We start from the raw sequence: 12,615 nt of genomic DNA, 5'->3' as shown, positions 1-12,615 counted from the left end.
TAAGCAGCGTTAAACAATCAGGCGGCGATGCCGCCTGATGTCAGGGTTATTTGTTGTTTTCGATTTCAGCGATTTCTTCGAGGATTTCGTCCGGATCGTTACCTGGCGCCGGGGCTTCGTTCACCCAAGCGGAGAACAGACGCCAGGATACCGCCAGGACCACTGGGCCGATAAACAAGCCAATCATGCCGAAGGCAATTAACCCGCCGATGACACCCGACAGGATGAGGATCAGCGGTAAATCGGCGCCCATACGAATCAGCATCGGGCGGATTACGTTATCCAGCGTGCCGACCACGGCACTCCAGACCAGCAGCACCGTGCCCCAGGTGGAGTCCCCCGTCCAGTACAGCCAGATAATGGCCGGGATCAGCACCGGTAGAGGACCCAACTGCACCAGGCAGGACAGGATCATCAACACCGCCAGCAGCGTGGCGTACGGCACACCCGTTACCGCCAGACCAATACCCCCGAGAACGGCCTGCACCAGTGCGGTGACGACCACACCCAATGCCACCGCGCGGATCGCTTGTGCCGCCAGCAAAATAGCAGCATCACCACGCTTAGAAGCCAGGCGACAGGCGAAGTGCCGAATCCCTAATGCCACCTGCTCGCCGCGCCAGTAGAGCAGGGCGCTGAACAGCAGCATCAGGCCACAGTGCATCATAAAGCGACCAATGTGCGCGGCCTGACCAACAAACCAGGTCGTTGTGGAACCGATATAAGGACGCACTTTGGCCATAATTGCCGCGCCGCCCATATCCAGCAGGCTGTGCCATGCGCCATAAATTTTGGCACCCACTAACGGAATACTGTTCAGCCACTCCAGGTCCGGCAAGGTCATATCGCCTGCGGTTACGGCATGGATCAACGGTCCGCTGCCATCAACAATACTGTTGACCAATAGCGCGATGGGAATGATAAACAAAAGGACCAGCAGCAGGGTCATTACCAGCACGGCCAGAGAACGGCGTCCCCATAACAATTTTTGTATGCGTATCAAGATAGGCCAGGTCGCAATGACCACGGTTCCAGCCCACGCAAAACCAAGGATAAAGGGCTGCACTATCCATAAACAGGCCACAATCAGGATGGCTAAAAACAGCACCGAGAGCAGCACTTGTGCGATATCCCTGGGCTGACGGAAATTTACCATAAATACTTTTTCACCTTTTCTGTACGTCAGGACGTTGACGCGACGTGAACGCTAAAACCCCACCCTATAATGATGAGCAATTTCAGCGGTTTTTAACAGGCAGATTCTGCCTTTAAATCTGCCGGGCGTATTAGAAAAAAATGTGATACAACAAACAAAGCAACACGCAAACGATTAAATTCACAACACAGACCGCAGGAAAGGGTCACTATAATGATTCCACAAATTTCTCAGGCACCTGGTGTCGTTCAACTGGTGCTTAATTTTTTGCAGGCGCTGGAGCAGCAAGGGTTTACGGGCGACACGGCAACGAGCTATGCCGATCGCCTGACAATGTCGACAGATAACAGCATTTATCAGCTTCTTCCTGATGCCGTGGTTTTTCCCCGTTCAACGGCGGATGTGGCGCTGATCGCCCGTCTGGCGGCAGAACCTCTCTTTTCCTCGTTGATTTTTACCCCGCGCGGCGGCGGCACGGGTACCAATGGTCAGGCGCTGAATCAGGGCATTATCGTGGATATGTCCCGTTATATGAGCCGCATTATTGAAATCAATCCGCAGGAAGGTTGGGTACGGGTCGAAGCCGGGGTGATAAAAGACCAGCTTAACCAGTATCTAAAGCCGTACGGCTATTTCTTCGCACCAGAATTGTCGACCAGTAACCGGGCAACGCTTGGCGGGATGATCAACACCGATGCGTCCGGACAGGGCTCGCTGGTATACGGTAAAACCTCCGACCACGTACTGGGCGTACGTGCGGTACTGATGGGCGGCGATATCCTTGATACGCAGCCGATGCCGGTGGAACTGGCTGAAATGCTCGGTAACACCAATACCACCATCGGGCGCATCTATAAGACCGTTTACCAGCGCTGTCGCGAAAATCGTCAGCTGATCGTGGATAAGTTTCCGAAGCTGAATCGGTTTTTAACCGGCTACGATCTGCGGCACGTCTTTAACGATGAGATGACCGAGTTTGATTTAACCCGCATCCTCACCGGTTCCGAGGGCACGCTGGCATTTATTACCGAGGCTCGCCTCGATATCACGCCATTGCCGAAAGTGCGGCGGCTGGTCAACGTCAAATATGACTCATTTGATTCCGCTTTGCGCAATGCCCCGGTAATGGTTGACGCGCGCGCGCTGTCGGTAGAAACCGTGGACTCCAGGGTGCTGAATCTGGCGCGCGAAGACATTGTCTGGCATTCGGTTAGCGAACTGATTACCGATGTACCGAATAAAGAAATGTTGGGACTGAATATCGTCGAGTTTGCCGGTGACGACGAAGCATTGATTGATGAGCAGGTCAGCGCGTTGTGTGAACGCCTGGACGGTTTAATTGCCCGTCAGGAATCTGGCGTCATTGGCTGGCAGCTGTGTACTGAGCTGGCGGGCGTGGAGCGTATCTACGCGATGCGCAAAAAAGCCGTCGGTCTGCTGGGTAATACAAAAGGGGCCGCCAAGCCGATTCCGTTCGCGGAGGATACCTGCGTACCGCCTGAACATCTGGCGGATTATATCGCGGAGTTCCGTGCGTTGCTTGACGGCCACGGCCTGAGCTATGGCATGTTTGGTCACGTGGATGCCGGGGTGTTACACGTCAGGCCGGCGCTGGACATGTGCGATCCGCAGCAGGAAGTGCTGATGAAACGCATTTCTGATGACGTGGTGGCATTGACGGCAAAATACGGCGGCCTGCTGTGGGGCGAACACGGCAAAGGATTCCGCGCGGAGTACAGTCCGGCTTTCTTTGGCGATGAATTGTACGGTGAACTGCGCAAGGTGAAGTCGGCGTTTGACCCGCAAAACAGGCTGAATCCTGGCAAAATATGCCCACCGGAAGGCGTCGATGCGCCGATGATGAAAGTCGATGCGGTTAAACGCGGTACCTACGATCGCCAGATCCCACTGGCCGTAAGGCAGGAATGGCGTGGGGCGCTGGAGTGTAACGGCAACGGGTTATGTTTTAACTTCGATGCCAACAGCCCCATGTGCCCGTCGATGAAAATCAGCATGAACCGAATTCACTCCCCCAAAGGACGCGCAACGCTGGTACGGGAATGGTTACGCCTGCTGGCTGACCGCGGCATCGATCCGGTTCGCCTGGAAAAAGAGTTACCGGAAAAAGGTGCCAGCTTGCGCACGTTAATCGCCCGCACGCGTAACAGCTGGCATGCGCGCAAGGGGGAGTACGATTTCTCGCACGAAGTCAAAGAGGCGATGTCCGGCTGTCTGGCATGTAAAGCGTGTTCCACGCAGTGCCCGATCAAAATTGACGTCCCGGAATTCCGCTCTCGCTTCCTGCAACTGTACCACACGCGTTATTTACGCCCGCTGCGCGATCACATGGTGGCAACCGTCGAAAGCTATGCGCCGCTAATGGCGCGCGCGCCAAAAACATTCAACTTCTTCATTAACCAGCCGCTGGTGCGTACGCTGGCCAAAAAGCATATTGGCATGGTGGATTTGCCGCTACTGTCCGCGCCGTCGTTACAACGTCAGCTGGTCGGGCACCGCTCCGCCAATATGACGCTGGAACAGCTCGAGCTATTGAGTCAGGAACAGAAAGCCCGCACGGTGCTGGTGGTCCAGGATCCGTTCACCAGCTATTACGATGCGCAGGTGGTAGCTGATTTTATCCGCCTGGTGGAAAAACTCGGTTTACAGCCGGTCCTGCTACCGTTCTCGCCTAATGGCAAGGCGCAGCACATTAAGGGTTTCTTAAACCGTTTTGCCAAAACGGCGAAAAAGACCTCTGAATTTCTCAATCGGGTGGCGACGTTGAACATCCCGATGGTCGGCGTCGATCCGGCGCTGGTATTGTGCTATCGCGATGAATACAAGCTGGCGCTTGGCGAGCAGCGTGGCGACTTCCATGTACTGTTGGTGAACGAGTGGCTGTCAACCGTCCTGGCCTCTCAGCAGCCAGCTGCTGTTGCGGGTGAGCCGTGGTATTTCTTTGGACACTGCACCGAAGTAACGGCCCTGCCGGGTGCGCCAGCGCAGTGGGCGGCCATTTTTGCCAAATTTGGCGCGCAGCTGGAAAACGTCAGTGTCGGGTGCTGCGGCATGGCGGGCACGTACGGTCATGAAGTGAAGAATCACCAGAACTCGCTGGGCATCTATGAGCTATCATGGCATCAGGCGATGCAGCGACTACCGCGCAATCGCTGTCTGGCTGCGGGATATTCTTGTCGCAGCCAGGTGAAACGCGTGGAAGGTACGGGCGTTCGCCACCCATTACAGGCACTGCTGGAGATTATTGGATGATCTGGAAACGTGAAGTTTCACTCGAGGCGCTCAATGCCATGGGTGAGGGAAATATGGTTGGTCTGCTTGATATTCGTTTTGAGCACATTGGTGACGATACGCTGGAAGCCACAATGCCGGTGGATCACCGGACCAAACAGCCTTTTGGCCTGTTACACGGTGGCGCGTCGGTGGTGCTGGCCGAAAGCATTGGCTCGGTGGCCGGCTATTTATGCACTCAAGGTGATCAAAAAGTGGTGGGTCTTGAGGTCAATGCCAACCATATCCGTTCCGCGCGGGAAGGGCGAGTGAGAGGGGTGTGCAGCGCGCTGCATACCGGTTCTCGCCATCAGGTCTGGCAAATCGAAATCTTCGATGAACAGGGACGGTTGTGCTGTACCTCGCGTCTGACGACCGCTATTTTGTGACGCATGTTGCGTTTGGTCATTATCTGCGCAGGGAAAGGTGCTATACTGTGCAGGTTTTGAACACAAGCGAGGATGATATGTCTACCCAATTAGACCCGGCCCAACTGGCAATAGAATTTATACGTCGTGATAACAGCGATCTTTCACCGGCTCAGTACCTGAAAAGACTGAAACAATTAGAGCTGGAGTTTGCTGATTTACTGGCGCTTTCTTCGACTGAACTCAAAGAAGAAATCTATTTTGCCTGGCGGCACGGCGTTCATTGATTCCAGTATGCTTATCGTGATGAAAACCCCGACACCTGTTCGGGGTTATTTTTTGCCTTAAATCGGGTTTACCATTTCATCTCCCCGGTATTGACCTTCGCACTCAGCTCCAGCGAGCTGTCGTCCGCAAGCCCTGGCCATGCCGCCTTCATCGTTTTAATCACATATGCAGACCCTTTTTTTGCGCCCAGCGCCTGCTCAAAAGCGTGCAAGTAATCACCGGTGAAGCGGATCGCTTGATCGCCTGCCGGGCGTTCGCCGATGTAGTGACCGGGGATCACCTCGGTTGGGCGTAAGGTTTGCATTTCGCTCAGCACGTTGCGCCATGCGCGACGCTGTTCAGGAGACTGTGTGTCCGCAGTCCAGACATGAATACCGGAAGCCACGCCGGTGCCGCCGAGGATCGCCCGGTTAGCCGGGATCCAGACATAGGCCGCGTAATCATTTGAGCGGCGCAGTTCCAGCGTTTCACCATCAATGGTAAAGCGTGTCTGCGTCGTGACCTGCGGCACGATGAGCGTCGTTGGTGCGCCGTCTTTCATCTGCGGGCCCCAAAACTGCAGTTTGGCATCTTTGGTAGCACGAATGTGCTCCACGACGTGCGGTGTTGCCAAAATCTTTACCTCGGGAAAGGCGTTAACAATCGGCTGCAGACCAAAATAAAAATCCGGATCGCCAGAGGTGATCACGATGGCCTGCAGTTTTTTGCCGCTGTTGCGAATCATCTGCGCCAGCTTTTCACCGTCTTTGGTGCTGAATTGCGCATCAAATAAAATGGCCTCTTTCGGGCCGGACACCAGCGTTGAGGATACCGGAAAAATAGCTTTTTCCTGGGGATTGTAGACGTCAAGCTGGAGTGGCGCGGCGAATACCGGCGAGGCAAACAGAGGTAACAGCAGGGCCAGGGCGTTCACTTTCATGGGGGATAACCTTTTGCAGATGAAATGTCTTTTTCTTGTTCTTTATTTTACGGATATTTGGATCTGTTAGAATTCCTCTATCAGGACATGCTGAGTTTCATAAAACGATCGGATGGGATGCAATGGACAGAGTCATGGCGGCAACGGTGTTTAACCACATCTGCGATTTGGGCAGCCTGAGCGCCGCGGCGCGCGCGCTGGGGCTTTCCCGTCCGATGGTCAGTCGCTACCTCGACGAGATGGAAAAATGGGCGGGTGCAAGGTTAATCCACCGTTCATCGCGTCGGCTGACTATTACGCCCGCGGGGGAAGAGGCGTTAGTGAAGACGCGCTCGCTGGCGCAGCTGTCGCTGGATATCAGCGCCGCCAGCGCAGCAGAGATTCCTTCCGGCACGCTACGTGTGGCTTGCGCGCATTTTACTGCGATGCATATTTTGGCGCCGGTACTGCCCGTTTTTCTGGCGCGTTTCCCTGAACTGCGCATTGAGGTTGAGATTAACAATCAACCGGTGAGCCTGGTCGGTGAACGTATTGATGCGGCGATCCGCATTACGGATAATCCTGAACCGGGTACTATCGCCCGTCGTCTGGGTGACTGTGAGTCGGTGTTATGCGCCTCTGCGGACTACCTGCGCCAGCATGGCATTCCGCAAACCCTGGACTGTCTCGCCCAGCATAATTGCCTTTACTACAGCGGGTTTGCCGGAAAATCATGGCACTTTGATGATGAGCAGGGCAACGCTGTATCGGTGGCGATAAAGGGAAATCTCAGCGCGGGGATCTCTGCGCTATTATGTGAGTCGGCGTTGGCTGGTATGGGTATTGCGCTGGTGCCGGAACAAGAGGCGCGTGAAGGGCTGGCACGCGGCCAGTTGATCCGGCTTTTGCCCCAACTCAAGCCGCGACGTCTGCCAATTTACGGCTTATACCTGTCTCGTGAGCATCAACCGGCAGGGCTGCGTCTGCTATTGGATGCCCTGCATGAGATTCTGGTCTGAATATGTGAGCTGCGTCTGCCTGTAAATCAGACAAACCGCAGTTTGTGTTAAAAACACGGCGTCAGGTCGTGAGACTATTCTTATCGCCCCTTCAAGAGCTAAGCCATCGTGAGTGCCGGAGATAAGCGCCGGATGGGGTCGGAACCCTTAAGCCTGCTAATAGAGCAGCCTTAAGGGTTTTTTATTGTCTGTCTGCGCTGTTTTGCACGCGGTTACCTCTATTTCTCCGTCTTTCCCCTATCTCTTAAATAGACATTTTCTATACATCTTTTTGCGTTTTACCTTGCTGAACGATTAACGGTTTGTAACCCATTATTTATCAAAGCATTGAACAAAATAATCCCTCTCTGTAAACCCTCGCCGCAGGGTCTATGCTTAATAAAAGTAACCAAAAAGGGCGGTTAACCCGAATGCCCCTGCTGAACAGGGGTTGAAGTGATAATCATTATCACTAACATGGTGTTGTAGCGTGCAGGTTAATGACTCGAGGTAACCCTATGGAATTGCATTCAGGAACATTTAATCCGAACGATTTTGCATGGCGTGGGTTGACGTTAACGCCAGCCGCAGCGGCGCATATTCGTGAACTGGTGGCAAAACAGCCCGATATGCTGGGCGTGCGGTTAGGCGTGAAGCAAACAGGATGTGCGGGGTTTGGCTATGTGCTGGATACCGTCAGCCAACCGGAAAAAGACGATCTGGTGTTCGAAACCGATGGCGCCAGGCTGTATGTGCCGTTACAGGCGATGCCGTTTATTGACGGAACCGAAGTCGATTTTGTTCGTGAAGGATTAAATCAGTTATTTAAATTTCATAACCCGAAAGCCCAGAACGAATGCGGCTGTGGCGAAAGTTTTGGGGTATAGGCGGTACTATGTCGCGTAACACTGAAGCAACTGACGATGTCAACACCTGGGCTGGCGGACACCTCAATTATAAAGAGGGATTCTTCACCCAACTAAAAACTGATGAACTGGCGAAGGGCATCAATGAAGAGGTCGTGCGGGCGATTTCCGCGAAACGCAACGAACCGGACTGGATGCTGGCATTTCGCCTGGATGCGTTTAAGGCGTGGCTGACGATGGAGGAGCCGCACTGGTTAAAAGCGCATTACGATAAGCTGAATTATCAGGATTACAGCTATTACTCCGCACCTTCCTGCGGTAACTGCGATGAGACCTGCGCCTCCGAGCCGGGAGCGGTACAGCAAACGGGCGCGAATGCGTTTTTAAGTAAAGAGGTTGAGGACGCTTTCGAACAACTTGGCGTGCCGGTACGTGAAGGGCGAGAAGTGGCGGTCGATGCCATTTTTGACTCGGTATCGGTGGCGACCACCTATCGTGAAAAGCTGGCTGAGCAAGGCATTATTTTCTGCTCGTTCGGTGAGGCCATTCATGATCACCCGGAACTGGTGAAAAAATATCTCGGCACGGTGGTGCCGGGCAACGACAATTTCTTTGCCGCGCTGAATGCAGCGGTTGCCTCAGACGGTACGTTTATCTATGTGCCGAAAGGCGTGCGCTGCCCAATGGAGCTATCCACCTATTTTCGTATTAACGCGGAAAAAACCGGGCAATTTGAACGCACTATCCTGGTGGCGGATGAAGGCAGCTACGTCAGCTACATTGAAGGATGTTCTGCTCCGGTGCGCGACAGCTATCAGCTGCACGCGGCGGTGGTGGAAGTGATCATCCACAAAGATGCTGAAGTGAAATACTCGACGGTGCAAAACTGGTTCCCTGGCGATGGCAACACCGGCGGCATTCTGAACTTCGTGACCAAACGTGCACTGTGTGAAGGCGAAAACAGCAAAATGTCGTGGACCCAGTCGGAAACTGGCTCGGCCATCACCTGGAAATACCCCAGCTGTATTTTGCGCGGCGATAACTCCATCGGCGAATTCTACTCCGTTGCGTTGACCAGCGGTCATCAGCAGGCCGATACCGGCACCAAGATGATCCACATCGGCAAGAACACCAAATCGACCATTATCTCGAAAGGGATCTCCGCCGGGCACAGCCAGAACAGCTATCGCGGCCTGGTAAAAATCATGCCGACGGCCACCAACGCCCGTAACTATACCCAGTGTGACTCGATGCTAATTGGTGCGGACTGCGGGGCGCACACCTTCCCGTACGTAGAGTGTCGCAACAACAGCGCCCAGCTTGAACACGAAGCCACCACCTCACGTATTGGTGAAGATCAGCTGTTCTACTGTCTGCAGCGCGGTATCAGCGAAGAAGACGCCATCTCGATGATCGTCAACGGGTTCTGTAAAGACGTGTTCTCTGAACTGCCGCTGGAGTTCGCTGTTGAAGCGCAAAAACTTCTCGCCATCAGCCTTGAACACAGCGTCGGTTAAAATTTAAGGAAAGCACATGTTAAGCATTAAAGATTTACAGGTCAGCGTCGAAGAGAAGGCGATCCTGCGTGGGCTGAGCCTGGAGGTCCGCCCGGGTGAAGTTCACGCCATTATGGGACCGAACGGTTCAGGAAAAAGCACTCTGTCGGCAACATTGGCCGGGCGTGATGATTATGCCGTCACCGGGGGAACGGTGGAATTTAACGGTAAAGATTTACTGGAACTGTCGCCGGAGGACCGGGCCGGTGAAGGCATCTTTATGGCGTTTCAATACCCGGTGGAAATTCCCGGCGTCAGCAATCAGTTTTTCCTGCAAACCGCGCTTAATGCAGTGCGCGGTTACCGTGGCGAAGACGCGCTGGATCGATTCGACTTCCAGGATTTGATGGAGGAAAAAATCGCGCTGTTGAAAATGCCGGAGGATTTGCTCACCCGCTCGGTAAACGTCGGTTTCTCCGGCGGTGAGAAAAAACGCAATGATATTTTGCAGATGGCGGTGCTGGAGCCTCAGCTGTGCATTCTCGACGAGTCTGATTCGGGGTTGGATATTGATGCGCTAAAAATTGTCGCTGATGGCGTCAATTCGCTGCGCGACGGCAAGCGTTCATTCATTATTGTCACCCACTATCAGCGCATCCTCGACTATATCAAACCCGATTACGTCCATGTTTTGTATCAGGGACGCATTGTTAAGTCCGGCGATTTCACGCTGGTTAAACAGCTGGAGGAGCAAGGATATGGCTGGCTTAGTGAACAGCAGTAATGTGCTGCAGCAGTGGCATCACTTGTTTGAGTCACAGGGCGAAACCCGCTCGCAGCACGCGCAGCAGCACTTACAGCAGATGCTGCGTCTTGGGCTGCCTACGCGTAAGCATGAAGACTGGAAATACACGCCGCTGGAAGGATTAACCAGTAGCCAGTTTGTTAGTCATCTTGCCGCGATAACCCCGGCGCAGTGCGAGGCGTTAGCCGCTGGCATTGATGCTGTGCGTCTGGTGTTTGTCGACGGGCAATTCTGCGAAGCGCTTAGCGACAGCACGGACGGTAGCGGCTTTGACATTACCGTTGACGATGCGCACCTGTCGCTACCGGCACCGATTCAGCCAGAAGTTTTTCTGCATCTGACGGAAAGCCTGTCGCGCAGTGTGACGCATATCAAGGTGAAGCGTAATCAGCGCCCGGCGAAACCACTGCTGTTGATGCACATCACCCAGGGAGTGGCGGGCGATGACGTCAATACCGCGCATTATCGCCACCACCTTGAACTGGCGGAGGGCGCAGAAGCCACCCTCATCGAACATTTTGTCAGCCTCAACACGCTGAAGCACTTTACCGGCGCGCGCGTTACGATGAACGTGGCGGCCAATGCCCACTTGCAGCATATCAAGCTGGCGTTTGAGAACCCGGTCAGCCATCACTTCGCCCATAACGACATTCAGTTGGGCGCAGATGCTACGGCGGTGAGCCACAGCTTTTTGCTCGGCGACGCGGTGTTGCGCCATAACACCAGCACCCAACTGAACGGCGAAAACACCACGCTGCGGATTAACAGTCTGGCGATGCCGGTGAAAAACGAAGTCTGCGATACCCGCACCTGGCTTGAGCATAACAAAGGCTATTGCAACAGCCGCCAACTGCATAAAACCATCGTCAGCGATAAAGGTCGGGCGGTGTTCAATGGTCTGATCAACGTGGCGCAGCACGCGATTAAAACCGATGGACAGATGACGAACAATAATTTGCTGCTCGGTAAGCTGTCGGAAGTGGACACCAAACCGCAACTGGAAATCTATGCCGATGACGTGAAATGCAGCCACGGCGCGACGGTAGGGCGGATCGACGATGAGCAGATGTTCTATCTGCGCTCGCGTGGGATCGGCCAGCAGGATGCTCAACAGATGATTCTCTATGCGTTTGCCGCTGAGCTGACGGAAGCCCTGAGCGATGAAACGCTTAAACAACAGGTTCTGGCGCGTATAGCCCAACGCCTGCCGGGAGGCGTAGCATGACATTTCCGATTGAAAAAGTGCGGGCCGATTTTCCGGTCCTGACCCGTGAAGTGAACGGCCTGCCGCTGGCGTATCTGGACAGCGCTGCCAGCGCGCAAAAGCCGAATCAGGTGATTGATGCCGAAGCTGAGTTTTACCGCCATGGCTATGCGGCGGTTCACCGTGGTATTCATACCCTAAGCGCCCAGGCGACGGAAAAAATGGAGAATGTGCGTAAGCTGGCGTCGCTGTTTATTAATGCCCGCTCCGCTGAAGAACTGGTATTTGTGCGTGGCACGACCGAGGGCATTAATCTGGTAGCCAACAGTTGGGGCACCAGCAATGTGCGGGCGGGGGATAACATCATCATCAGTGAGATGGAACACCACGCCAACATCGTGCCATGGCAGATGCTGTGTGCCCGCGTGGGTGCTGAGCTGCGTGTCATCCCCCTGAATGCTGATGGCACCTTGCAGTTGGATACTCTGCCAACTCTGTTCGACGAACGCACCCAACTGCTGGCGATTACCCATGTATCCAACGTGCTGGGTACCGAAAACCCGTTAGCAGAGATGATTGCGCTGGCGCATCAGCACGGGGCAAAAGTGCTGGTCGATGGCGCGCAGGCGGTGATGCACCATAAAGTAGACGTGCAGGCGCTGGATTGCGACTTTTATGTCTTCTCCGCCCATAAGCTGTATGGACCCACCGGCATTGGCGTGCTGTATGCCCGTGAGTCGCTGTTGCAGGAGATGCCGCCCTGGGAAGGCGGGGGTTCAATGATAGCAACGGTTAGCCTGAGCCAGGGAACCACCTGGACGAAAGCGCCGTGGCGTTTTGAAGCGGGAACGCCCAATACCGGCGGTATTATCGGCCTGGGCGCTGCCATTGAATATGTGAGTGCGCTGGGTCTGGATAACATCAGCGAGTACGAGCAGTTCATGATGTGCTACGCGCTAGAACAGCTGGCCAGTGTGCCGGATCTGACGTTGTACGGTCCGCAGGCGCGTCTGGGCGTCATCGCGTTTAACCTCGGTAAACACCACGCCTACGACGTAGGTAGTTTTCTTGATAACTACGGTATTGCCGTACGCACCGGGCACCACTGCGCTATGCCGTTGATGGCATATTATAACGTCCCTGCGATGTGCCGGGCCTCGATTGCCATGTACAACACTCAGGAAGAGGTGGATCGACTGGTAACGGGACTTAAACGTATTCATCACTTATTGGGATAACAGGGAGGGG

11 protein-coding genes are annotated in these 12,615 nt (G+C 54.3%); 9 read left to right on the top strand and 2 right to left on the bottom strand.

The annotated features are described in order from the left end of the window. Positions 1 to 46: 46 nt before the first annotated feature. The gene (ydiK, locus tag IB214_RS13010) at positions 47 to 1,156 is read right to left on the bottom strand and encodes an AI-2E family transporter YdiK (RefSeq protein WP_117343020.1); all 1,110 of its coding nucleotides are present in this window, start codon (positions 1,154 to 1,156) and stop codon (positions 47 to 49) included. Positions 1,157 to 1,369: 213 nt separating this feature from the next. On the opposite strand from ydiK, the gene IB214_RS13005 reads away from it, so the two are divergent. The 3 genes from IB214_RS13005 to IB214_RS12995 all read left to right on the top strand — a co-directional run bounded on the left by IB214_RS13005 (position 1,370) and on the right by IB214_RS12995 (position 5,099). Further along, positions 1,370 to 4,426, top strand: a complete 3,057-nt coding sequence (locus tag IB214_RS13005; RefSeq protein ID WP_117343021.1) for an FAD-binding and (Fe-S)-binding domain-containing protein — start codon at positions 1,370 to 1,372, stop codon at positions 4,424 to 4,426. Then, on the top strand, positions 4,423 to 4,833 hold the full coding sequence (menI, locus tag IB214_RS13000; protein WP_096757221.1) for a 1,4-dihydroxy-2-naphthoyl-CoA hydrolase: 411 nt from the start codon (positions 4,423 to 4,425) through the stop codon (positions 4,831 to 4,833). Before IB214_RS13005 ends, menI begins: the two co-directional genes overlap by 4 nt. 77 nt (positions 4,834 to 4,910) lie before the next feature. Beyond that, positions 4,911 to 5,099 (top strand): YdiH family protein, encoded by a 189-nt coding sequence (locus tag IB214_RS12995; RefSeq protein WP_135912127.1) that lies wholly within the window; start codon positions 4,911 to 4,913, stop codon positions 5,097 to 5,099. Positions 5,100 to 5,167: 68 nt separating this feature from the next. Here the strand turns inward: IB214_RS12995 and IB214_RS12990 are convergent, their stop codons facing one another. Next, complete coding sequence (locus IB214_RS12990) at positions 5,168 to 6,019, bottom strand: Vmh family MBL fold metallo-hydrolase (RefSeq protein ID WP_117343022.1); 852 nt, start codon at positions 6,017 to 6,019, stop codon at positions 5,168 to 5,170. Between the two features lie 122 nt (positions 6,020 to 6,141). On the opposite strand from IB214_RS12990, the gene IB214_RS12985 reads away from it, so the two are divergent. The 6 genes from IB214_RS12985 (at position 6,142) to sufS (ending at position 12,605) form a co-directional block, all read left to right on the top strand. After that, a complete protein-coding gene (locus tag IB214_RS12985; protein ID WP_115258632.1) occupies positions 6,142 to 7,017 on the top strand; it encodes a LysR family transcriptional regulator in 876 nt (291 codons plus the stop codon). Positions 7,018 to 7,514: 497 nt separating this feature from the next. Then, positions 7,515 to 7,883 carry a Fe-S cluster assembly scaffold SufA gene (gene sufA / locus IB214_RS12980; protein WP_115258631.1) on the top strand — a complete coding sequence of 123 codons (369 nt, stop codon included), beginning with the start codon at positions 7,515 to 7,517 and terminating at the stop codon, positions 7,881 to 7,883. Positions 7,884 to 7,891: 8 nt separating this feature from the next. Next, positions 7,892 to 9,379 carry a Fe-S cluster assembly protein SufB gene (sufB, locus tag IB214_RS12975; protein ID WP_096757217.1) on the top strand — a complete coding sequence of 496 codons (1,488 nt, stop codon included), beginning with the start codon at positions 7,892 to 7,894 and terminating at the stop codon, positions 9,377 to 9,379. A 16-nt stretch (positions 9,380 to 9,395) separates the two neighbouring features. Further along, positions 9,396 to 10,142 carry a Fe-S cluster assembly ATPase SufC gene (gene sufC, locus IB214_RS12970; RefSeq protein WP_115258630.1) on the top strand — a complete coding sequence of 249 codons (747 nt, stop codon included), beginning with the start codon at positions 9,396 to 9,398 and terminating at the stop codon, positions 10,140 to 10,142. Continuing rightward, positions 10,117 to 11,388: a Fe-S cluster assembly protein SufD gene (gene sufD / locus IB214_RS12965; protein WP_117343023.1), complete on the top strand. Its 1,272-nt coding sequence runs from the start codon at positions 10,117 to 10,119 to the stop codon at positions 11,386 to 11,388. The genes sufC and sufD overlap by 26 nt, the downstream gene beginning before the upstream one ends. Beyond that, the gene (sufS, locus tag IB214_RS12960; protein WP_117343024.1) at positions 11,385 to 12,605 is read left to right on the top strand and encodes a cysteine desulfurase SufS; all 1,221 of its coding nucleotides are present in this window, start codon (positions 11,385 to 11,387) and stop codon (positions 12,603 to 12,605) included. Before sufD ends, sufS begins: the two co-directional genes overlap by 4 nt. Positions 12,606 to 12,615: the final 10 nt, after the last annotated feature.

Source organism: Citrobacter sp. C1 (assembly GCF_014596895.2).
Classification (GTDB): Bacteria; Pseudomonadota; Gammaproteobacteria; order Enterobacterales; family Enterobacteriaceae; genus Citrobacter; species Citrobacter gillenii.
This window is presented reverse-complemented; position numbering and strand designations above follow the sequence as displayed.

Bases quoted from the DNA above. Each gene is read 5' to 3' on its own strand.
- ydiK (WP_117343020.1), bottom strand. From the start codon at position 1,156: ATGGTAAATTTCCGTCAGCCCAGGGATATCGCACAAGTGCTGCTCTCG.
- IB214_RS13005 (WP_117343021.1), top strand. From the start codon at position 1,370: ATGATTCCACAAATTTCTCAGGCACCTGGTGTCGTTCAACTGGTGCTT.
- menI (WP_096757221.1), top strand. From the start codon at position 4,423: ATGATCTGGAAACGTGAAGTTTCACTCGAGGCGCTCAATGCCATGGGT.
- IB214_RS12995 (WP_135912127.1), top strand. From the start codon at position 4,911: ATGTCTACCCAATTAGACCCGGCCCAACTGGCAATAGAATTTATACGT.
- IB214_RS12990 (WP_117343022.1), bottom strand. From the start codon at position 6,019: ATGAAAGTGAACGCCCTGGCCCTGCTGTTACCTCTGTTTGCCTCGCCG.
- IB214_RS12985 (WP_115258632.1), top strand. From the start codon at position 6,142: ATGGACAGAGTCATGGCGGCAACGGTGTTTAACCACATCTGCGATTTG.
- sufA (WP_115258631.1), top strand. From the start codon at position 7,515: ATGGAATTGCATTCAGGAACATTTAATCCGAACGATTTTGCATGGCGT.
- sufB (WP_096757217.1), top strand. From the start codon at position 7,892: ATGTCGCGTAACACTGAAGCAACTGACGATGTCAACACCTGGGCTGGC.
- sufC (WP_115258630.1), top strand. From the start codon at position 9,396: ATGTTAAGCATTAAAGATTTACAGGTCAGCGTCGAAGAGAAGGCGATC.
- sufD (WP_117343023.1), top strand. From the start codon at position 10,117: ATGGCTGGCTTAGTGAACAGCAGTAATGTGCTGCAGCAGTGGCATCAC.
- sufS (WP_117343024.1), top strand. From the start codon at position 11,385: ATGACATTTCCGATTGAAAAAGTGCGGGCCGATTTTCCGGTCCTGACC.